This window comes from Kocuria sp. CPCC 205297 (genome assembly GCF_040981035.1).
Lineage (GTDB): Bacteria > Actinomycetota > Actinomycetes > Actinomycetales > Micrococcaceae > Kocuria > Kocuria marina.
In genome coordinates this window covers 1-19,565 of the sequence record NZ_JAVKPY010000012.1, presented here as the reverse complement: position 1 = coordinate 19,565, position 19,565 = coordinate 1, and the positions used below count along the sequence as shown (strand labels likewise).

Annotated in this window: 18 protein-coding genes and 3 pseudogenes; 9 read left to right on the top strand and 12 right to left on the bottom strand. The window is 66.8% G+C overall.

What is annotated here, in order from left to right; translation table 11 throughout:
• Window positions 1–10: 10 nt before the first annotated feature.
• A complete protein-coding gene (locus RF650_RS11690; RefSeq protein ID WP_098054116.1) occupies window positions 11–610 on the bottom strand; it encodes a TetR/AcrR family transcriptional regulator in 600 nt (199 codons plus the stop codon).
• 71 nt (window positions 611–681) lie between these two features.
• Here RF650_RS11690 and RF650_RS11685 point away from each other — a divergent pair, with 71 nt between their 5' ends.
• Window positions 682–1,344, top strand: a complete 663-nt coding sequence (locus RF650_RS11685) for a GAP family protein (protein ID WP_368814994.1) — start codon at window positions 682–684, stop codon at window positions 1,342–1,344.
• A gap of 260 nt (window positions 1,345–1,604) precedes the next feature.
• Complete coding sequence (locus RF650_RS11680; protein ID WP_368814993.1) at window positions 1,605–1,880, top strand: hypothetical protein; 276 nt, start codon at window positions 1,605–1,607, stop codon at window positions 1,878–1,880.
• Between the two features lie 127 nt (window positions 1,881–2,007).
• Here the strand turns inward: RF650_RS11680 and RF650_RS11675 are convergent, their stop codons facing one another.
• A complete protein-coding gene (locus tag RF650_RS11675) occupies window positions 2,008–2,154 on the bottom strand; it encodes a hypothetical protein (RefSeq protein ID WP_159450043.1) in 147 nt (48 codons plus the stop codon).
• 120 nt (window positions 2,155–2,274) lie between these two features.
• Here RF650_RS11675 and RF650_RS11670 point away from each other — a divergent pair, with 120 nt between their 5' ends.
• Window positions 2,275–2,514: a PspC domain-containing protein gene (locus tag RF650_RS11670; RefSeq protein ID WP_131332542.1), complete on the top strand. Its 240-nt coding sequence runs from the start codon at window positions 2,275–2,277 to the stop codon at window positions 2,512–2,514.
• 61 nt (window positions 2,515–2,575) lie between these two features.
• Here RF650_RS11670 and RF650_RS11665 read toward each other — a convergent pair whose 3' ends face one another.
• On the bottom strand, window positions 2,576–3,322 hold the full coding sequence (locus tag RF650_RS11665) for a class I SAM-dependent methyltransferase (protein ID WP_368814992.1): 747 nt from the start codon (window positions 3,320–3,322) through the stop codon (window positions 2,576–2,578).
• Window positions 3,323–3,366: 44 nt separating this feature from the next.
• Window positions 3,367–4,053 (bottom strand): histidine phosphatase family protein, encoded by a 687-nt coding sequence (locus RF650_RS11660; protein ID WP_367402775.1) that lies wholly within the window; start codon window positions 4,051–4,053, stop codon window positions 3,367–3,369.
• Window positions 4,054–4,497: 444 nt separating this feature from the next.
• On the opposite strand from RF650_RS11660, the gene RF650_RS11655 reads away from it, so the two are divergent.
• Window positions 4,498–5,394, top strand: a complete 897-nt coding sequence (locus RF650_RS11655; protein ID WP_368814991.1) for an alpha/beta hydrolase — start codon at window positions 4,498–4,500, stop codon at window positions 5,392–5,394.
• A 183-nt stretch (window positions 5,395–5,577) separates the two neighbouring features.
• Here RF650_RS11655 and RF650_RS11650 read toward each other — a convergent pair whose 3' ends face one another.
• The gene (locus RF650_RS11650) at window positions 5,578–5,937 is read right to left on the bottom strand and encodes a hypothetical protein (RefSeq protein ID WP_368814990.1); all 360 of its coding nucleotides are present in this window, start codon (window positions 5,935–5,937) and stop codon (window positions 5,578–5,580) included.
• A 219-nt stretch (window positions 5,938–6,156) separates the two neighbouring features.
• Window positions 6,157–7,755 (bottom strand): L-lactate permease, encoded by a 1,599-nt coding sequence (locus RF650_RS11645; protein WP_368814989.1) that lies wholly within the window; start codon window positions 7,753–7,755, stop codon window positions 6,157–6,159.
• Between the two features lie 516 nt (window positions 7,756–8,271).
• On the opposite strand from RF650_RS11645, the gene RF650_RS11640 reads away from it, so the two are divergent.
• From RF650_RS11640 to RF650_RS11630, 3 genes are read left to right on the top strand one after another with little or no spacing between them, the layout of a single operon-like run.
• Window positions 8,272–8,994, top strand: coding sequence for a succinate dehydrogenase cytochrome b subunit (locus RF650_RS11640; protein ID WP_368814988.1), 723 nt, complete (start codon window positions 8,272–8,274; stop codon window positions 8,992–8,994).
• Window positions 8,994–10,988, top strand: a complete 1,995-nt coding sequence (locus RF650_RS11635) for a fumarate reductase/succinate dehydrogenase flavoprotein subunit (protein ID WP_368814987.1) — start codon at window positions 8,994–8,996, stop codon at window positions 10,986–10,988. Before RF650_RS11640 ends, RF650_RS11635 begins: the two co-directional genes overlap by 1 nt.
• 13 nt (window positions 10,989–11,001) lie before the next feature.
• Window positions 11,002–11,751: a succinate dehydrogenase/fumarate reductase iron-sulfur subunit gene (locus tag RF650_RS11630; RefSeq protein WP_368814986.1), complete on the top strand. Its 750-nt coding sequence runs from the start codon at window positions 11,002–11,004 to the stop codon at window positions 11,749–11,751.
• An 88-nt stretch (window positions 11,752–11,839) separates the two neighbouring features.
• Here the strand turns inward: RF650_RS11630 and RF650_RS11625 are convergent, their stop codons facing one another.
• The 6 genes and pseudogenes from RF650_RS11625 to RF650_RS11600 form a co-directional block, all read right to left on the bottom strand.
• The gene (locus RF650_RS11625) at window positions 11,840–13,270 is read right to left on the bottom strand and encodes an anion permease (protein ID WP_368814985.1); all 1,431 of its coding nucleotides are present in this window, start codon (window positions 13,268–13,270) and stop codon (window positions 11,840–11,842) included.
• A gap of 163 nt (window positions 13,271–13,433) precedes the next feature.
• Window positions 13,434–13,919: pseudogene (locus RF650_RS11620) on the bottom strand (GNAT family N-acetyltransferase); the annotation flags it as partial.
• Window positions 13,920–14,092: 173 nt separating this feature from the next.
• Complete coding sequence (locus RF650_RS11615; protein ID WP_368814984.1) at window positions 14,093–14,347, bottom strand: Txe/YoeB family addiction module toxin; 255 nt, start codon at window positions 14,345–14,347, stop codon at window positions 14,093–14,095.
• Window positions 14,348–14,626, bottom strand: coding sequence for a type II toxin-antitoxin system Phd/YefM family antitoxin (locus RF650_RS11610; protein ID WP_239320797.1), 279 nt, complete (start codon window positions 14,624–14,626; stop codon window positions 14,348–14,350).
• 148 nt (window positions 14,627–14,774) lie between these two features.
• On the bottom strand, window positions 14,775–16,043 hold the full coding sequence (locus tag RF650_RS11605) for an ATP-binding protein (RefSeq protein ID WP_368814983.1): 1,269 nt from the start codon (window positions 16,041–16,043) through the stop codon (window positions 14,775–14,777).
• A 601-nt stretch (window positions 16,044–16,644) separates the two neighbouring features.
• Window positions 16,645–17,391 carry a hypothetical protein gene (locus tag RF650_RS11600; RefSeq protein WP_368814982.1) on the bottom strand — a complete coding sequence of 249 codons (747 nt, stop codon included), beginning with the start codon at window positions 17,389–17,391 and terminating at the stop codon, window positions 16,645–16,647.
• 98 nt (window positions 17,392–17,489) lie between these two features.
• On the opposite strand from RF650_RS11600, the pseudogene RF650_RS11595 reads away from it, so the two are divergent.
• Together RF650_RS11595 and RF650_RS11590 are read left to right on the top strand one after the other, a co-directional pair.
• A pseudogene (locus RF650_RS11595) lies at window positions 17,490–18,419 on the top strand (recombinase family protein); the annotation flags it as partial.
• 543 nt (window positions 18,420–18,962) lie between these two features.
• Window positions 18,963–19,433: pseudogene (locus RF650_RS11590) on the top strand (recombinase family protein); the annotation flags it as partial.
• Between the last annotated feature and the right edge of the window lie 132 nt (window positions 19,434–19,565).

Sequence of the window (19,565 nt, the reverse complement as noted above, 5' to 3'; positions counted from 1 at the left end):
TTGAGGAGGCTCAGTCCGTGAGGATCAACGACAGCCCCCGATCGAGGGCCTGTTCGGTGCCCTCCCGAACGGATTCGGGTGCGTTGAGGTGATCCAGGGCCAACCCGTTCACGAGTGCCGTGACCAGGGGCGCGGCGGTGTCCGGGGTCAGCCCCTCACGTAGCTTCCCGTCCTCCTGGGCCTGCCGCAGCACGTTCAGGACACCTTCGTGGAAGATCTGCAGGTTCTGCCAGTACACGCTCGCGAGCCAGTCCCGGGTGGAGGCGGCCGCCCCGAAGCTGACCCACACGGCAGCGTCCTCCCTCCGCACGCCCTCCAACGGCAGGAGTTCACGCAGGGTGCGAGCGAGGGATGCCCGATAGCCGTTCTGACCGCGCGCAGCCATGACCCGTTGGGTTTGTCGCTCCACGGACCTCTCGAGGGCGGCGAGCAGCAGATCCCGCCGCGTCTTGTAGTGGTATTGAACGGTCCCGGGGGAGATCCCGGACTCCTGGGCCACGGTGCGCACGCTCACCACGTCGAAACCTTGCTGGGCGATCACGCGGATCGCCGCTTCCGCGATCATGACCCGGGCGGGGATCATCCCGCGACTCTCGTTCTCCTGTGGCATCTGACCACCCCCTCTCATACAAGTGTATGGTTGCGGTATGGCATACGTTCGTACGAGATAAGGCGGCACACATGGGTGACCTTCTCGCACTGCTCGGATTGGCTCTGCTGGACAGCATGAGCCTCGGGACCCTGGTGATCCCCCTGGTCCTCGTGATCTCCCGGCGGCGCGTGGACGCGGTCCCGCTGTTCTTCTACTTCACGACCGTGGTGCTCCTCTACTTCTTCCTGGGGATCGCGATCGCCCTGGGGTTCGACCTCCTCTCCGACGTGGCCGGGAGGATCTGGGACAGCGAGCCCGCCCAGTGGTTCAAGGTGGTCGCCGGGCTGGGTCTGCTCGCGTACGGGATTTTCGCACCGGACCCCGTGAAGCGCGAGGGGCACCGCGCACCGCCCAGGTCCCTGCATCCCGGTGCCATGGTCGCCCTCGGTGCCGGCGCTGCTCTCACGGAGGCCGCCACGATGGTCCCCTATCTCGCGGCCAACGGGATCATCACGAGTATGGACATCGGCTGGCCGCTGCGACTGGCCCTGCTCGCCGCCTACTGCGTCGTGATGATCCTGCCCGCGCTCGTGCTCATCGCGGCTGCGGCATTGGCCGGCCAGCGGATCTGGCCGCGCCTCGAGAGGATCGTCCCCACGCTCGAGCGGGAAGCGAAGGTCACGCTTCTGTGGATCGCAGCGATCGTGGGGGTGTGGATGGCCGGGAGCGGATTGTCCGCCGTGATGAACTGACCTCCCCCCTGTCCGCGGAGGACCCCCGGAAGTGATCGAACGCCGCTCGGTGCAGTACTCCGGTGTACTACATTGGCATGCCCGGTGGGGGCGGCTCGTGTTCATCGCGGTCACGCTGGTCGGGTTCGGGCTGAGTTTCCTGCCGTTCACCGAGCTCGTGACCAAGGTCTTCCCCGTGATCGGCTGGCTCGGTGTCCTCTTCGTAGCGGTCCTGTTGGTCACGTGGCTGGTCAGCGCGCACCGTCATCGCCGAGGAAGGGTTGTGCGGGGACCTGATCCGTGCCCTGCTCTACCGCCTGGACCCGAACCGCCGATGGACGCCCCGCCACGCGAATGCCCTCATCCAGGCGGTGGACGAGTCCAACCTGTGCGCCAAGCACCTGGTCGACGTGATGAGCGGTGACCTCCACCAGGAGGCCGAGCGGACCAGCGGGGTCAGCGCGCCGCCCGAGGAACAGGAACAGCTCGGCGAGAAGCTGTCGCGGTTGCAGAAGTCCTGCCGTTCCCAGCGCACTCCCGGGCCCCCGCGCCGTTGATGGCGTTGCCCGATTTCTAACGGCAGTACGACGACGGCGGACGGTCACCTTCGCGCTCGAGGTGGCCGTCCGCCGTCGTCAGATGTACCGCCTGGATCCCGGGAACGGGCGGCGAACTACGAGGTCGTCAGCCTCCGAAGCCGATGTCCAGGGACACGACGCCCACGCCGATCACCATGGCGGTGGCCAGCAGGAACGCGAGCACGATCAGAATGAGCCCCCACGGGGTGCCCTTCTGCGGGTTGCTGGGCTGAGTTTTGGGCGTGTTTTCCATGATCTTCCCTTCGTGTGGTCGGAGTTCAAGTCTGGCAGGTCGCCGAGAGTTCGGGGGAAAGTGACATGGGGCGGGGCAGCTGCCGCTCTTGCCCTGGCGTCTCTGCGTACTGTTGTGGCCATGAACACTTTCTTCAACTCCATGCGCAACCTCGGCTTCCGACGCGGACCGCAACGAGTGGTCGCTGGCATTTGCGGTGGTCTGTCCCATCAGTTCGCCATCAATGTGTGGCTCGTCCGCCTGCTCGTCCTGTTGTCGTTCCTGCTCCCCGTGGTGGGGCTCGCGCTGTACCTGGTGGTCTGGATCATCACCCCGTGGCAGGATGGCAGCATCCCGCTGGAGACGTCGCTGCGCAAGTGACCCGTGCCGTCGTCGTTTCCGACGCTGGCCGAGCCGGGCCCGCCATGACGCGGCGCCCGGCTCATGCTTTCGTGGCATAGAGGCGGAAGCGCCGCTGCGTCACCCGCAGGGGCGTGTGCTCCCCCAGCACGGTGAGTTGGTCGGCGTGCTTGTCGATCGAGAAATTCGGCGCGTCCCACGGGACCATGGCCAGGTACATGATCAGTGCCTCCACGTCCGTGAATTCCATGACGCCGTCCCATGCGTCGGCGACGTCGATCCGCAACCCCGCTTCCTCCAGCTCCGCGATGTACCGGCCCAGGGTCACATGCGGGTAGAGAAACTCTTCGCCGAACCATTCATGGATTTCCGGCGCGTCGAACCCGTCGACCTGTTGCGTCAACAGCCGGCCACCCGGGGCAAGAACCCGGGTCACCTCGCCGACATCGATGGCCTCATGGCGGGACATCACGAGATCCACGCTGCCGTCCTCGAACGGCATGGTCTCGCGCGTATCAGCGTCGTACGGAAGCACCTGGATCCCCCACGGAGCCAGGTTCGCGCGCGCGACCGGCAGGTTCGGTTCCCACCCCTCCGTCGCCGCGACGACGCCGCCGTGCCCCGCAATGCCCGCGAGCAGCGCTCCCCACCGTTCGCCACCCCCGGTCCCGAGGTCCACTGATCGGGACGCACTGCGCACGGCCGCGAGACAGTCCGCCTCGACATCCCACGGTGGCTCAGTAGCGGTCAGTCGGCCTTCCAACCCTGAGAAGTCCCAGCCGACCATCCGGGTGCGGTCGTAAACGGCGCGCAATGAGTCGATCGTCATGCTTCATTGTGGTCTCCCACCGCGCCCCGTGAGGCTGTGTGTTCTCAGCTGCCGGAGCTTTCTGCCCCATCGAGTTCCTCGGCGGCGGCGCCGTCGGACTCCGGATCCTGCAGTGCGGGCCCGCCCACGGCCTGGTCCTGCCAGGTGAGCACGCGCCATGCGCCGGGCTCGCCGTCGAGCACGACGACGCCCGTGTTCGACAATCCGTTGGTCGCCGTGAACTTGCGGTCCAGGTTGGCGCACCGCAGCGCACACCACGCACGGATGACGGCGCCGTGAGACACGAGAACAGCCACGCGGTCCGGTGCCAGAGCAGTGGACGCTTCCTCGACGACGGCGTCGAAGCGCGCCATGACGTCGTGGCCGTTCTCGTCCGACCCGGGGATCCTCGAATCGAGGCCGCCATCCGCCCAGCTCAACGCTGATTCCAGATAGGTCTCGATCGAATCGTGGTCATTGGCCATTTCCAGATCCCCGGCACCGATCTCACGCAGACCCTCACGGATCTCGGTCGACAACTCGCGCGCCTCCGCGAGCGGGGCGGCCGTCTGCTGGGTGCGCACGAGGTTGGAGGCGTAGATCGCACTGATGGGCTCACCCGCCAGCGCCTGCACGAGGGCCCGCGCCTGCTCACGCCCCAGGTCGGTGAGGTCCGCGCCAGGTGCGGCGGTGTCCAAGTGATGGCCCACGTTGGAGGAGGTCTGGCCATGACGCACCAGGATGAGTCGCACGGGGATAGGCCCCTTTTCAGTTGCCGGGGGTCTTGGAGGTCCTACCCGGTCCACGGTAGCTCAGGGAGGAATCCGCTGAGCCACGCACCACGACCGCGGGGCGAGGAGCGACCCTGGCCGTACTGGCCGTCACGCTGCTCACCGGGTGCGAGGGGCGGGACGCCCCGTAGCGCAGGACCACCCCCGGAGCCGAGCCACTCCACGACCCGGTCTGCCGGCAGACGGCCGATCGTCATGGTTGCGGAGAAGGCACCGCAGGCGACGGCCGCGGTGCCCGCGGAGGTGCCGAGCGCGTCCTTCAGGCTGCGCTCGCGCGGAGCTCCACCCGATTGTCACTGACGCTCCCGCCCCCGAGACGGACGTGGCGTCCCTGCGTGCGACGTGAGCCACCGTGACTGTGACGGCCCAGGGCTGAGCCGCTGGAATTACCGTAGAGTAACTTCTATGTCTGACCACCGGAACTCCCCCGTAGCCGGCATCCGCCGCGAAAACCTGAGCATTCCCGTCGCCTCGGACGCCGTGGCGGGCACGCTGTGGCTGCCCGAGGGCGAGCCGCGCGGCGTCGTCGTCATCCACCCCGCCACCGCAACGCCCGAACGGTTCTACGCCGGGTTCGCCGAGTACGTGACGGGCCGCGGTCTCGCGGCGGTGACCTATGACTACCGCGGCACGGGCCGCTCCGGCGAGCCCCGGAAGAACCCGCACCTGCGCATGCGCGACTGGATGGGCGGGGACGTCCCCGCCGTGGCCGCCTGGACCCGCGCACGGTTCCCCGGGCTTCCACTGCACGCCGTGGGTCACAGCATCGGCGGGCACGCCATGGTCCTCGGCCACGGGCTCGAGGGCCTCGACCGGTTCGCGGTGGTCTCCTCCCACCTGGCGCACACCCGCACGATCGCCCCGCGGAAGGAGCAGCTGCGCGTGGCCGCCATGCTGCATGTCGTGGGCCCGGCGCTGAGCCGGACCCTGGGGTACATGCCCGGCAATCGGCTTGGCATCGGAGAAAACATGCCCACAGCCGCGATGGTCGAGTGGGGGTCGTGGGCGCGGCGTCCCGGCTACTTCTTCGACGACCCGTCCATGGACGCGACGGCCCGTGCGGCCGCGGTCACCCAGGATGTGCTCGCGCTCGGCGCCTCCGACGATCCCTGGGCCAGCCCCGCGCAGATGAGGGCCCTGACCGGGCGGCTCACCTCCGCCGCGGTGGAGCACCGCACGTTCACCCCGGAGCAGCTGGGCGTTGCGCGCATCGGCCACCACGGCCTGTTCCGCCGCTCCGCCGCCGACGCCGTGTGGCCGGGCCTCGTGGACTGGCTCACCGCGCCGTCACCCCAGGGCTGAACGGCCCGGCTTCCCGGGACTGCACGCGCCGGGTGGAGAAGGGCAGCCGCGACGTCGCCTTGGGCGCTCAGGCGTTGACGGGTCCGCGCATGGGCCTGTCCACCGGCTGGCGCCACACGAGGACCGCCACGGTCAGCATGAGCACCACGGCGATGAGACCGAACGGCACGGGCAGCAGCGGGATCAGTGCAGCAGCAGTGTGACGGACAGCGTCGTGGGCTCGAGGGCCCTCACGGTGTGCAGCAGCCCCTCCGTGAGGTGCAGCACCTGGCCCGGCCGCAGCTGCACGGGACCCTCCGGGAGCTGGAAGTCCACGCTCCCCCGGACCACCTGGATCAGCGCCGGGTGCGGTGCGGCGTGCTCGTGGAGCTCGTCGCCCTCGTGGAACTCGAAGGCGACCACCTTGACGCCGTCCTCCTCCGCCACCGTGGCAGCACTGGGGCGGCCCGGACGGGGTTCGCTGCGGCCGACCAGCTCTGTAAGGGTGGCGACTCCACTCCCGGAGCCGTGGTGGGTGGTGTGCTCGAACGAGTGGTGCGCCATGGTTTCTCAGGTCCCCTCCGTGAATTGCTCGAAACATAATCAGCATATTGCGTGCAAGTTATTGGATCAACGGGGGTTCACTCGGCCGGAACCGCCGAGGGGCAGTCGCCCTCCTCCTGCGGCACCTCCCAGCTGACCCGGCGCACCGAACGGCCCACCCACGAGGAGGTCGTGGTCCGCCTGAGGACGCGCCCCCTCAGACACTCACCCGAGGGTTGCTCACACGAGGGCCAGCACGAACGTCCACACGCACACCACCGCGAGCATGCCCAGGCTGTAGGCGATGGAGCCGCGCATGATCTCACTCTCCCGCCCGTTGAGACCCACCGCCCCGGCGGCGATCGCGATGGACTGCGGAGAGATGACCTTTGCGGTGGTACCGCCTGCCGTGTTGGTCCCCACGAGGAGGGACGGGGCGGCGCCGATGCCCTGCGCCGTCGCCACCTGCAGCGGCGCGAAGAGGGTGTTGTTGTTGACCACCGAGCCCGTGAGGAACACGCCGATCCAGCCGATCACCGGGGCGATGAGCGGGAAGACGGGACCGACCGCGGCGAGCGCGGTGCCCATGGCGGTGGAGCCGCCGGAGTAGTTGGCGATGTTCGCGAGCACCAGGATCACGGCGATGAGCAGGATGGCCGGGCCCAGTGCCTTGAGTGCGCCCGCCAGCTCCTCCCCCAGTTCTTTGGCGTGCAGCTGCGGGGTGGTGAAGAACGTGATGAGCACCGCGATCAGGATGGCCGTTCCGGTGGCACCAAGGATCGAGAAGGTCCAGGTGGCATTGACGACCGTTCCGGCGGCGGTGGTCACGTGACCGGTGAGCCCGGGCATGGGCACCTTGAAGGTCGTGAAGTTCAGCGCACCCTTGGTGAAGAGGTTCTGCACGGCGGGGACGGACCACAGCAGGATCACGGCGGTGAGGATGTAGAAGGGGCTCCACGCGCGGATCACCTCGCTCGCGGGATGGCTGGCCTCAGCGGTCTCGGGGGCCTCCGGGGCACGCGAGATCCGGCGCGGGGACCACACGTGGCACACCGCGAACAGGGCGACCATGGCCAGCAGGCCGGCCGCGAGATCCGCCAGCTCGGGGCCCATGAACCACAGCAGGCCACCCTGCACCGCGCAGAAGACCACCGAGGAGACCAGCGCCGGGAGCCAGGCCTCGCGCAGGCCGCGCGCCCCGTCGACCATCCACACGAGCAGGAACGGAACGAGGAACGTGAGCGGCTGGAGCAGCAGCACGAGGGCTCGCGAGAGTTCCGGCGTCTCCATGCCGGTGACCTGCGCGCCCACGAGCACGGGCACGCCAATGGCGCCGTAGGCACCGGCGGCCACGTTGGCCACGAGGCACAGCACTGCGGCGCGCACGGGCGGGAACCCCAGCTGCACGAGCAGTGCCGCGCAGATCGCAATGGGCACACCGAAGCCTGCCACGCCCTCCAGGAACGCGCCGAACGCAAACGCAATGAGCAGCACCTGCACGCGCTGGTCAGCGGAGACCGCGGCGATCGAGGAGCGGATCACGTCGAAACGGCCCGAGCGCACGCTCAGCCGGTACAGCCACACCGCCATGACGATGATGTACGCGATGGGCCACAGCGCGGTCAGCAGCCCCAGCAGACCTGCACCGGCCGCGGCGGAGACGGGCATGTGGAACACGAGCAGTGCCACCAGGATCTGCACCACCAGCGCGATGAGCCCCGATGTCAGCCCCGTGAGCTTGAACAGCATCATGCAGGCCAGGAACACGACTATCGGGATCGCGGCCACGAGCGCGGTCAGGGGCAGGCTGCCCAGGGTGTCAAGAGATTGGGTCCACATTGGAGCCTCCACGACGTCCGGCGGGTGAGCAGTCTTCAAGGCGGGCTCGCGACGTCGCCGCGGTACGCGCCGTCGTCAGCCGCCGGTCGCGCAGCGGGGCGGGTTCCGGGAGCCAGCGGGCCCTCGTACCACCGCCTGCCACGCGCCGCAGCGACGCCTTGATCACAGGGTCAACGCTAGTCCTGAACCGGGCAGTTCGGGCGGGAACCCTCCGCGGAGAGTGACAGGTGCGTAGCGAGAAACCGGGCTGCGGACCCCATGGGGAACGGCACAGTCGCCCAGGGGGTCCGGAACCCCGCGAGTGGGAACGGGACACCGTAAAAATACCCACACCGTGAAATTACGATAGGCAAACCTTAGTTATTCTCAATGCCCTCGGCACCCGCCACAACCCTTTCTGGCGGCAGTACCGGAAACGCCCCGGAACGCGTCTTGCAATGCCCCTCCCGGCGTAGAATTGAGGGTGATGAACTCCCGGAGTTCAGCACTCGGTTCACCCATTGACGAGGGGCAACGATGACGGCAACCATTCAGCGAAAACAACGCACGTCAGCCCCGCCGCGCACACGGCTGCCGGTGTCGAACTTCGCCGCGAAAACCACCATGGCCGTCACCGGTCTCATTTTCGTCGGATTTGTGTTCGTGCACATGTACGGCAATCTGCACATCTTCCGCGGCCAGGAGGAGTTCGACCACTACGCACACTGGCTGCGCGAGATCCTGATGCCGCTCATGCCCTACGCGGGTGTCCTGTGGGTGCTGCGCGTCGTACTGCTGATCAGCCTGGTGCTGCACGTGGGCTGCGGGCTCCTGCTGTGGACGCGCGCCCGTCGAGCCCGCGGGCCGTTCAAACGCACCGGGCTGCGTCGCGCCGACGCCCTGATGGCGCGCTCGATGCTCGGAACCGGCCTGGTGATCCTGCTGTTCGTGATCTTCCACATCCTGGACCTCACACTGGGTGTCCAGCCGGCCGCATCCGGGTCGTTCGAGAGCGGATCGGCGTACGCCAATCTGGTCGCCAGTTTCCAGCGGCCCCTCGTGGCCCTCTTCTACATGCTCACCATGCTGGTGCTCACCGTGCACGTGGCCCACGGGACGTGGACCGCCGCCAACGACCTCGGCGCCACCGGCAGGCGGCTGCGGCAGCTCGCCGCGTGGGTGGCAGGGCTGGTCGCCATTGTCATCTGCCTGGGTAACATCTCGATCCCCGTCTTGGTTCTCCTGGGAGTGATTCAGTGATGACAGCATCCTCGACCACCCAGCCGCAGGCCCTGCTGGACGAGCTGCGCACCGTGGGTTCGGACCTCCCTGGCCTGGGCTCGGACGTGCCCCCGTCCCAGATGTGGGCGGACCGGCGGCTGCACTACCGCATGGTGGGCCCACTCAACCGTCGGAAGTTCACCGTGGTCGTCGTGGGCACCGGACTCGCCGGTGCAGGTGCGGCGGCGGCCCTGGGCGAACTCGGCTACAACGTGGAGTCGTTCACCTTCCACGACGCCCCGCGCCGCGCCCACTCGGTGGCCGCCCAGGGCGGCATCAATGCCGCCCGCGCCCGCACGGTGGACAACGACTCGATCGCCCGGTTCGTGAAGGACACCGTCAAGGGCGGCGACTTCCGCGGCCGCGAGGCCGATGCCTGGCGGCTGGCCGAGGAGAGCATCCGGGTCATCGACCACATGAACGCGATCGGCGCGCCCTTTGCCCGCGAGTACGGGGGCGGGCTGGCCACCCGCTCGTTCGGCGGCGTACAGGTCTCCCGGACCTACTACACACGCGGGCAGACCGGTCAGCAGCTGCAGGTTGCCGCCGCCCAGGCGCTGCTGCGGCAGGTCTCCACGGGACAGGTGAACCTGCACACTCGCACCGAGATGCTGGACCTCATCGTCGTGGAGGGCCGCGCCCAGGGCATCGTGGTGCGCGACCTCGTGACCGGGAAGATCTCGGCGGTCACCGGGGACGCCGTGGTGCTCGCCACCGGCGGCTACGGTAACGTCTACTACCGCTCCACGCTGGCCAAGAACTCGAACGTCACCGCCGCATTCCGGGCTCATCGGCGCGGGGCGCTGTTCGCCAACCCGTGCTTCATCCAGTTCCACCCCACGGCACTTCCCATCTCCAGCGAGTGGCAGTCCAAGACCACGCTGATGAGCGAGTCCCTGCGCAACGACGGCCGCATCTGGGTGCCCGTGCAGCCCGGGGACGAGCGCGCGCCCAACGACATCCCCGAGGACGAGCGCGACTACTACCTGGAACGCCGGTACCCGGCCTACGGCAACCTCACGCCCCGCGACGTCGCCAGCCGGGCGGCGAGGACCGAGATCGACGCGGGCCGCGGCGTCGGGCCCCTGAAGAACTCCGTGTACCTGGACTTCCGGGACGCGATCGAGCGGCTCGGAAAGAAGGTGATTGCCGAGCGCTACGGCAATCTCTTCGAGATGTACTCGGACGCGACCGGCGAGGACCCGTACGAGCAGCCCATGCGCATTGCGCCGGGCGCGCACTTCGCCATGGGCGGGCTGTGGAGCGACTACGACATGATGACGTCGATCCCCGGGCTGTTCGTGGGCGGCGAGGCCGGCTGGGGTTACCACGGCGCCAACCGCCTCGGGGCCAACTCGCTGCTGTCCGCGTGCGTGGACGGGTGGTTCACGCTCCCATACTCGGTGCCCAACTACCTGGCACCGCTGCTGGGCAAGCCGAAGCTCTCGCCGGACGACGACGTCGTGCGGGCCGCGGTTGCCGAGGCCGAGGCGGGCGTGCAGGCGCTGGTCGAGATCGGCGGCACGCAGGGCCCGGAGCGCTTCCATCGCCGGCTGGGCGACCTGCTGTACGAGAAGTGCGGGGTGACGCGCACCGCCGAGGGGCTGGCCGAGGGTCTGCGAGGCATCCGGGAGCTGCGCAGGGAGTTCTGGGGCGACCTGCGGGTGCAGGGGCGCCCGGACGGCTTCAACCAGGAGCTCGAGCGCGCCGGCCGCGTAGCCGACTACCTGGACATGGCCGAGCTCATGTGCCTGGACGCGCTGGACCGGGACGAGTCCGCCGGCGCGCACTTCCGCGAGGAGCACCAGACCGAGGGCGGCGAGGCCCAGCGCGACGACGAGCACTGGCTGTTCGCGTCCGCGTGGGAGCGTGCTGATTCCGGCGAGACCGGCGAAACGGGACCGCGCTACATCAGGCACCAGGAGCCCCTGGAGTTCCCCAGCGTCCCGCCCGAGACCCGCGACTACCGATGAGAGGAACATCCTCGTGAAACTCACGTTGAAAGTCTGGCGTCAGGAGTCCGGCGCCGAGGAGGGGCACTTCGAGGAGTACCTGCTGGAGGAGGTCGGACCCGAGTTCTCCCTCCTGGAGGCGCTCGACAAGCTCAACGACGACCTCGTTACCCGTGGCGAGGAGCCGATCGCGTTCGACTCGGACTGCCGCGAGGGCATCTGCGGGGCGTGCGGCGTGACCGTGGACGGCAGACCCCACGGCCCTCAGGAGAAGACGCCGTCCTGCCGGCAGCACCTCCGCTCCTTCGAGGACGGCGCCACCGTGCAGCTCGAACCGTTCCGCAGCGGCGCGTTCCCCGTGGTCAAGGACCTCGCGGTGGACCGCAGCGCGCTGGACCGGGTGATCGAAGCCGGTGGTTTCGTCTCCACCTCCGTGGGCACCGCCCCGGACGCGGACGCCATCCCGGTGTCCCACGAGTCCGCGGAGTGGGCTCTGGACCTGGCCGCGTGCATCGGCTGCGGTGCGTGCGTGGCGGCGTGCCCCAACGGCTCCGCCCAGCTGTTCGCCGGGTCCAAGACCATGCACCTGGCCACGCTGCCCTCCAGCCAGAAGGAGCGCAGCCGCCGGGCCAAGGGCATCACGCGTGCCGCCGAGGAGGAGTTCGGCCCGTGCTCGGTGTACGGCGAGTGCGCGGAGTTGTGCCCCGCGGGCATCCCGCTCACCGCGATCGCCGGGCTCAACCGGGAGAAGCTGCGGCAGGTGCTGCGCAACAAGGACGACTGACCTGGCCGCTTTCCACAACAGACGACGACGCTCGGTGCCCCTGGGAGGGTACCGAGCGTCGTCGTACTGGGCGGGTTCGCCGGGCGGGCTACATGGCGAGGTCGCCGAGGACCCACATCCAGCCCGTGCCCACCACGGTCCAGATGATGATGATGGCCACGGACATGATGAAGGCGACCTTGAACCACTCGGAGACCTTGACGTACCCGGAGCCGTAGACCACGCCGGACGGGCCGGAGGCGTAGTGGGAGATGGCGCCGAACAGGTTGCCGATGTAGCCGAGGGCGAGGGCCGCGAACATCGGCGGGGCACCCGCGGTGATGGCCGCACCCAGGAAGACGCCGTACATGGCGACGATCTGCGCGGTGTTCGAGGCGAACATGTAGTGCGCGTAGAAGTACACGAGCGCGAGGATCGCGAAGGCCACGGGCCAGGACATGCCGCCGACGGCACCGGAAACCACCGAGCCGATCCAGGTGATGACTCCCAGGTTGTTCAGGTTCTCCGCCATGCCCACCAGGACCGCGAAGAAGATCAGGGTGTTCCAGGCGGAGCCGTTCTTGGCCATGTCGTTCCAGGTGAGCACCTTGGTCACCAGCAGCACCGCGATGCCGACGAAGGCCGCCGTGGTGGCGTTGACGCCGATGGCCGTGCCGAAGACCCACAGCACCAGGAGCAGTACGAACGTGGCCGCCATGATGATCTCACCGCGGGTCATGGAGCCCATCTTCTGCAGCTCGCTGCGGGCCATGGTGGGTGCTTCCGGCGTGCTCTTCAGCGTGGGCGGGTAGACCTTCATGAGCAGCCACGGGACCACCGCCAGGCTCACGAGGCCGGGAATCAGGGCGGCAAGGGCCCACTGGCCCCAGGAGATGTGCACGCCGAGCTTCTCGGCGGAGGCCACGGCCAGCGGGTTGCCGGCCATGGCGGTGATGAACATGGCGCTGGTGATCACGTTGACGTGGGCAGCGGTGAACGTGAGGTAGGAGCCGAGCTTCCTGCGGGACTCGTCGGTGTCCGGGGTGGAGCCCTGGACCTCCGCGACGGAGCGGACGATCGGGTAGATCACACCACCCGCGCGGGCCGTGTTGGACGGGGTGGCCGGTGCGAGCAGGAGGTCCGTGACGGCCATGCCGTAGGCGATGCCCAGGGGCGATTTGCCGAGGACCCTGAGGAACATCAGGGCCACGCGGCGCCCCAGCCCGGTGAGCAGGAAGCCGTCCGCGATGAAGAACGCCGCGACGATGAGCAGCACGGCGGAGTTGGAGAATCCGCTCAGCGCCTCCCCACTCTTGACATCCATGGCACCGGTGATCATGGCCGTGGCCAGACCGATCAGCGCCACCGAGGGGGTGGGCAGGGGCTGCAGGATGAGTCCCAGGATGGTCGCGACGAAGATGCCGAGCATGTGCATGCCGCGGGGGTCCACGCCCTCGGGTGCCGGGATGAAGAAGATCACCGCGCCCACCAGCACCATCAGTCCGAACTTCCAGAGCATCGAGACGGTGCCCCGGCTCATGGTTCTGGATTCGTGGGTGGAATCAACCTGATGGCCGGACATTTCTGCCTCCGAGTGTCGCTCCGGTATGAGACTCTTCCCCCTCAATTTTAGGCCCGTGGCCAGCGAAAATACGGCTCCCTGGTCATGTGGAGGCGACCGGTCTGGTGATTCCCGTCACCGTTCATTGGGTGACTATGGTCACTGGGTCAAAGGTCGGGGGCGGGTCTGATGTCAGCCGCCCGTAGATGTCGACGTCGAGACGTTCTCCGTTCACCAGGAATTTCTGGCGTTGGGTTCCTTCTTTGACGAAACCGACTCTCCTCGCGAGGACGCCGGAGGCCGGGTTGTTGACGCGGTGGCCGAGTTCCAGGCGCTCCAGTCCGCGCTCCGTGAGGGCCCACTCAGCGACCGTGGCTGCGGCGCGGCTCATGACTCCCCTGCCGCGCGCTCGGTCGGTCATCCAGTCCCAGAACCACCCGTTCCGGTTGTCCTCGTCCACCGTGACGCAGACGAGGCCGATCAGTGCGTTCGACTCGACGACGGCCCAGGGTTCATGGGGCGACCCCGGACTCACGAGGCGGGCGACGTACGCCGACGCTTCCTCGGCCGAAGTGACCACGCCTTGACGGGCCATGTCGAGGTTGGAGGCGAAGGCTTCGAACACGGCTGAGGCATCGGACTGTCACAATCTACGAAGGAACAGGGCTTCACCGGGCACGGCAACATTCCTCACCAGTCAATGGTCGGACAAGCCTCGCGGGCTTCCCAGAGATGCGCCTTGGACGTCGGCAGCAAAGTCACCTGACACGGCTGCTCCGAACAACGACAGTTCAGCCCGGCTCAGTAGTGGTATCGAGCCTGCAAGATCACGAGATCCTCACCAATCACGAGGTAGACGAGCCGGTGCTCCTCGTTGATGCGCCGCGACCACGAGCCCCGCGCCCCGTACTTCAACTGCTCCGGCTTGCCGATGCCCTCGAACGGCTCGCGCAGGCAGGCATCGATGAGCAGGTTGATCCGCTTGAGGATTCTCCGGTCGGCGGTCTGCCAGTACGTGTAGTCCTCCCAGGCGGCCTCGTCCCAGACCAGCCGCATTCAGACGTCCCGAGACTGGCTGACCGACTCGTCGGAACGGTCGAGCTCGTGGACCTGGGTCTTCCCGACACGGGCACGATCGTAGGCGTCGAGAAGCCTGCGGGCGTTCGACGGCGACCGGAACAGGTAGGCGGTCTCCTGCCACGCCGCGTACTCGTCGGCGGGCATGAGCACCGCGTTGCCCTTCCGAGAGACGATCTCGATGGCTTCTTGGTCCTCGTTCACGCGCTCGATGAGCGGGAAGAGAGTCTTGCGGGCCTCGCTTGCGCTGATGGACATGGAGTACCTTCCCTACGTTGACTGGTACCAGTTTATGGTACCAGTCAACCTCCTGGCGTGGTCCGCATGACGACGATCAGGCATGGGCTTCCTTCACTGGGGACGTTGCCGACGCCCTCAGACAATACGGCTCAGGCTGCTTCGTTCCTCAGGGGCCAAACAGGGCCAGGGGCACCACGGCGATACCGTCCCGCCGCCGATAGGCGATCGGACCCGTCGTGATGATCAGACCATCCACAAAACGTGATCCCAGCTGGTCGCGCAACCAGCGCAGGTGCTTGCCATCGGAGTCGTTGACAGCTGCCGCGAGTTTCACCTCCACACCGACGACGCCACCGTCGGGCCGCACGACCACGAGGTCCACCTCGTGGTCGCCGTTGCGCGTCCGCAGGTGTGCGACGTCGGCCTCCGCTGCCTGCGCGGCGACACGAACGCACAGTGTCGCCAGCGACTCGAAAAGCATTCCCAGCATGGAACCCGCCTGGGGACGAAGTGGCTCCCCTTTGCCGCCCAGCAGTGCGTCGGCGCCCAGGCCGAGGAGGCGAGCCGCTAGAGCAGGATCGGCCAGGTGGTGCTTCGGAGCCTGCCCGAGGCGAGTCATCGGACCGCCGAGCGGGCTCCAGGCCGGCACAGGGTCGAGAAGCCACAAGGAGGCCAGCACCTGACGGTAGGACTCGGCGGTCGCCCGTGCCGGCTTCTCACTGTGACCAGGGGTCGCCGCGTCCAGGATCTGGGAGTAGCTCGCCGTCGTCGAAGTGGCGGAAGCATACGCTCGCAGCCAGGCCATCATGGCCTCCGGGCGACGGACCGCCAGGCCCTGCTCCGGCACGTCGCGCTCCACAGCATTGCGCAGGTAGGAGTCGAGCTGAAAGCTCCGGGCGCGGGAGCTCAAGCCGCGCATCCCCGGAAAACCCGAGGCGACGATTTCCTCCACGTATTCGGGCAGTCCCATCGTGGACTCACCCTGGATGGCATCACGTCCGGCCAGAACAGCGGCGAGGCTCACGGTTGGTGCAACCAGACCACGCTCCGCGAGCGTCATGGGACGCATGCGCAGGCGGCCGATCCGGCCGGCCCCCGAGTGCTGCACGGTTCCGTCCTGGGGACTCGCACTGCCGGTCAACAGGAACTGCCCGCCCACGGCGTCCTCATCCACGGCGCGGCGAACAACGTCCCACACCTCTGGCATCTTCTGCCATTCATCGATGAGGAGCGGACGCGGGCGGCGGAGAATGATCTGCGGATCCGCTGCGACAGGCTCCCGAACGGCTTTGGAGTCCAGCTTCACCAGCCCAGCCGCCCGTTGTTCCGCCGTCGTGGTCTTGCCTACGGCCTTGGGGCCGTCCAGCGCGAGGGCCGCCACCTCGCCAAAGAGATCATCCAGCTCGAGGTCCACGACGCGACGGGTGTACGACATGGCTTAATCATACCGTTAGCAGGTATCGCACTAGACAAAACGCATGGCCTGAACTCAACAGCACGCCGCCAGGTTGGCATTGAACTGGCCACCTTGACGGACATCGCGCTCTGACCCGCCGGGGGCGAGGCTCACACACCCGTCGTTCGAGCAATTCAGACCCAGGCTCCGCTGCTCCGACATCACTCGCCCGGCCAAGGACGGGGCAAGCCCCGCAACGCTCCAGCGGGGACAGTCCTCACGCTGGAACGGAAGTCGCTTACGCTCCAAAGACAGTTCAGCTCACACGTTGAACCTGAACTCCACCACGTTACGTAGCTAAATAACCTTTGGCGACAGCGACTCGCGCTTTGGTGAGCGTACGTCGCTCATGATGCGCCACCGCCCGCCTATCCTGGGCGAGAGGGTGACCACAGGCGCGCGAGGAGGACCGAGGGAATGGCTTTGAGCCCGTCGCCGGGACGTCGACCGGGACTGCACCCGGCGTTGTCGACGCGTCAGAGGTTCGCGCTCCTCGAGGAGGCCGGGTCAGTGCGACAAATGAGCGCCCCCAAGGAACACCCGCTCGACGATCAACCTGCAGATCTTAATTACGCATCGCCTATTCGGTAGAAACAAGTATCGGCATGAGCCCCACTGACGAACTCGCAAGGAGAAGGCTCTGCGAAGGCCCGACGTCCGATCGCGAAGATGCTCCTATAACCTCTACCAGGCGCACAGCTGAGCGGCTCAAAAATTCATGCAAGGCGATTGGCTCCGATTCTCCGACGACGCCACGAACCCTGCTCGTTAGCTCGTCAAATCCCCGACTTACACTCGGCCCTGGTTCAGAAAAAGCGCGAACATCCCTACAGTCGGTGTAGGCAAAGCAATGATTACTGCGGGCGGGCACGTGCCCAAGGTCACTCGGTAGCGGGAAGGCGCTGTTCGCGTACATGCCGTCATTTAGAGCGTAATCAGTTAGCTCATCACTGGTCAAGAACGCTGGCGCTGCATAGGATACGGTTTCACCTTCAGCCTCCAGGTCACACAGGACATTATGCTGAATACACCCGTTTGCGGTTACATCAGTCTTGACCTTGAATCTGAAATACGGCTCTCCAAATATACGCCATTCACTCGCATTAGAGCGACGCAAATAATCTGGCATCTTGAACTGCAGGTATAGAAACCCCCACTTTCGCGGAATTGACATATCGTATCCCAGATCGGCTTCATCTTGAAGCGTTGGCGGTAATGCAATCCCATCAAGGTCATCCTGTAGCTCAAACCACCTTTGAAGCTCATAAGTTAGATACATTCCGTAGGCTGCCTCATTGAAGTCAGCTTCACTCTGGTCGTACGGCATGCATCCTCCTTGAATGAACCGACTTGGCTTCGATGCGCTGGTATGCAACGAGGGCCCGTGCTCCGTAACAGAACACCATCTTGCCCTAAGATGGCACGATAAACGTTGACCCTCGGCGGGCAGCCATCTACCTGCGGATTTCCCAGGACCGCGAGAACACTCGCTTGGGCGTGGACCGACACCGCGAGGACGCCGAGGCTCTCATCAAGGCTAGGGGATGGAGCCCTGCCGGGGTCTATGAGGACAACGACATCTCTGGCGTCGGCAAGCTGCGGCGTCCCGAGTTCGAGCGCCTCCTCACCGACATCGAACGTTGGCTCATCAACGTCGTCGTCGCTCAGGAGTGGCCCCGTCTGGAGCGCAATCGTGCGGACGGGGTGCGCATCATCGAGGCAGCACAGCGTCACGAGATACTCCTGACCTTCGCCAAGGGAAGCGACATCGACTGCACGACCGCTGCTGGACGTCTCAGCGCAGATCTCTTCTCCGCGATTGCGCGCAACGAGATCGAGGTCAAAGCCGAGCGACAGAGTCGTGCCCAACGGCAGCGGGCAGAGCAGGGGCGTCCCCCGAAGGGCGTGCGTCCGCTCGGATACACCCTCAAGGGAGAGGTCATCCCTCACGAGGCGCGGGCAGTGGAGGCCATCTACCAGGCATTCACTGCTGGCGCTTCTTTGCGAGCCATCGCAGCGGCACTATCCGGGAAGAGCGGCCCCGACATTCCCAGCGTGCCACCACTCCCCCGACACTCACGGACTCTCGCACTGCAGCGCAACGAGAGGAGGGCGGCGGACGGGCTCCCACCCCGACCCGTGCCAGACGATGGACCATGGGCTCCGTCGACCGTTCTCGGCATCCTCCGGAACCCGCGGTACGCCGGTTACTCAACGTACTCTCCACCCACCATCCAACCTGATGGCGGGAAGCGACGTTCGTGGCGCGCCACGATCTTGCGCTCCGACTCCGGTGACCCCATCCGCAGTCAGTGGGACTCTCTGGTCCCAGAGGCCACCTGGTGGGCGGTTCAAGATCGCCTCGACGATCCGAACCGAGCGACGAACCGAGTGGGCACTGACCGCCGTCACCTCGGGTCCGGCCTGTACCTCTGCGGCTGGCAAGAGCCCGACACCGGCGAGGTGTGCGGCAAACCGGTGCGCGCGCACAGTATGCGGTATCGCTGCGAAGGGCATGTGATGCGGCTGCGCGAGCACATCGACACGTATGTGGTCGAGACGATCCGCGCTCGTCTTGCTCGTCCGGACCTCAAGAACATCGTTCCCACACCGGATCACCCGCGCCTTCGAGCCATCTCCGACGAGATCACAATGCATCGCGGACGGATCGCTAGGGCGCAGGCCGACTACGACGATGAGATCATCGAGGGCCGCGACCTCAAGCGCATCCGCGACAAGGCCGAGGTGTCCATCGCTGCACTCGACGCTGAACGGTCTCGTCTATCAACGTTGACCGAACACTCCTTCGCAGCAAGCCCTGCGCCCGTCGCTCGTGTTCGTAAGACCCGCCCGGATGGCTGCCCGCTCGCGGCACCATATACGAGACAGGAGACGGTCATGCATATCGGCTACGCCCGTTGCTCGACCCAACATCAGGACCAGGACCTCACCGCGCAACGAGAAGGACTCGCAGCACTCGGAGTCGAGAAGTCACGCGTCTACACAGACGCCGGACTTTCCGGCACGAACCGAGACCGGCCAGGCCTGCGTGAGGCCCTCGCAGCGCTACGGGAAGGCGACATCCTCGTGGTCACGAAGCTGGATCGTCTCGCGCGATCTGTAAGAGATGCCGCTGACATCGCTGCCGAGGTCGAGGAGCGCGGGGCACGACTCTCCATCGGAGGTTCTGTTCATGATCCCGCCGACCCGATGGGTAAACTCCTGTTCAACGTGCTGAGCATGGTCGCCGAGTTCGAAGCGGACCTCATACGCCAGCGGACGCGCGAAGGCATGGCGGTCGCGAAGGCGCGGGGCCGACTCCGAGGCAAGCAACCGAAGCTCTCCCCTGCGCAGGAGCGACACCTCGTCGGCCTAATTGGGCTGACCCCGTTTTTTAGGTCCGGTGGTTCTGGGAGTCGTCCTGTCGCCCGTGGTTGCGGGCAGGGAGACTGGTCAGATCATGTCGAACAGCAGGAAGCGTCACACCCCGGAGCAGGTCGT

Excerpts from the sequence above, each read along its gene's own strand:
- RF650_RS11690 (WP_098054116.1), bottom strand. The coding sequence starts at position 610 with ATGCCACAGGAGAACGAGAGTCGCGGGATGATCCCCGCCCGGGTCATG.
- RF650_RS11685 (WP_368814994.1), top strand. The coding sequence starts at position 682 with ATGGGTGACCTTCTCGCACTGCTCGGATTGGCTCTGCTGGACAGCATG.
- RF650_RS11675 (WP_159450043.1), bottom strand. The coding sequence starts at position 2,154 with ATGGAAAACACGCCCAAAACTCAGCCCAGCAACCCGCAGAAGGGCACC.
- RF650_RS11670 (WP_131332542.1), top strand. The coding sequence starts at position 2,275 with ATGAACACTTTCTTCAACTCCATGCGCAACCTCGGCTTCCGACGCGGA.
- RF650_RS11665 (WP_368814992.1), bottom strand. The coding sequence starts at position 3,322 with ATGACGATCGACTCATTGCGCGCCGTTTACGACCGCACCCGGATGGTC.
- RF650_RS11655 (WP_368814991.1), top strand. The coding sequence starts at position 4,498 with ATGTCTGACCACCGGAACTCCCCCGTAGCCGGCATCCGCCGCGAAAAC.
- RF650_RS11650 (WP_368814990.1), bottom strand. The coding sequence starts at position 5,937 with ATGGCGCACCACTCGTTCGAGCACACCACCCACCACGGCTCCGGGAGT.
- RF650_RS11645 (WP_368814989.1), bottom strand. The coding sequence starts at position 7,755 with ATGTGGACCCAATCTCTTGACACCCTGGGCAGCCTGCCCCTGACCGCG.
- RF650_RS11640 (WP_368814988.1), top strand. The coding sequence starts at position 8,272 with ATGACGGCAACCATTCAGCGAAAACAACGCACGTCAGCCCCGCCGCGC.
- RF650_RS11635 (WP_368814987.1), top strand. The coding sequence starts at position 8,994 with ATGACAGCATCCTCGACCACCCAGCCGCAGGCCCTGCTGGACGAGCTG.
- RF650_RS11625 (WP_368814985.1), bottom strand. The coding sequence starts at position 13,270 with ATGAGCCGGGGCACCGTCTCGATGCTCTGGAAGTTCGGACTGATGGTG.
- RF650_RS11615 (WP_368814984.1), bottom strand. The coding sequence starts at position 14,347 with ATGCGGCTGGTCTGGGACGAGGCCGCCTGGGAGGACTACACGTACTGG.
- RF650_RS11610 (WP_239320797.1), bottom strand. The coding sequence starts at position 14,626 with ATGTCCATCAGCGCAAGCGAGGCCCGCAAGACTCTCTTCCCGCTCATC.
- RF650_RS11605 (WP_368814983.1), bottom strand. The coding sequence starts at position 16,043 with ATGTCGTACACCCGTCGCGTCGTGGACCTCGAGCTGGATGATCTCTTT.
- RF650_RS11600 (WP_368814982.1), bottom strand. The coding sequence starts at position 17,391 with ATGCCGTACGACCAGAGTGAAGCTGACTTCAATGAGGCAGCCTACGGA.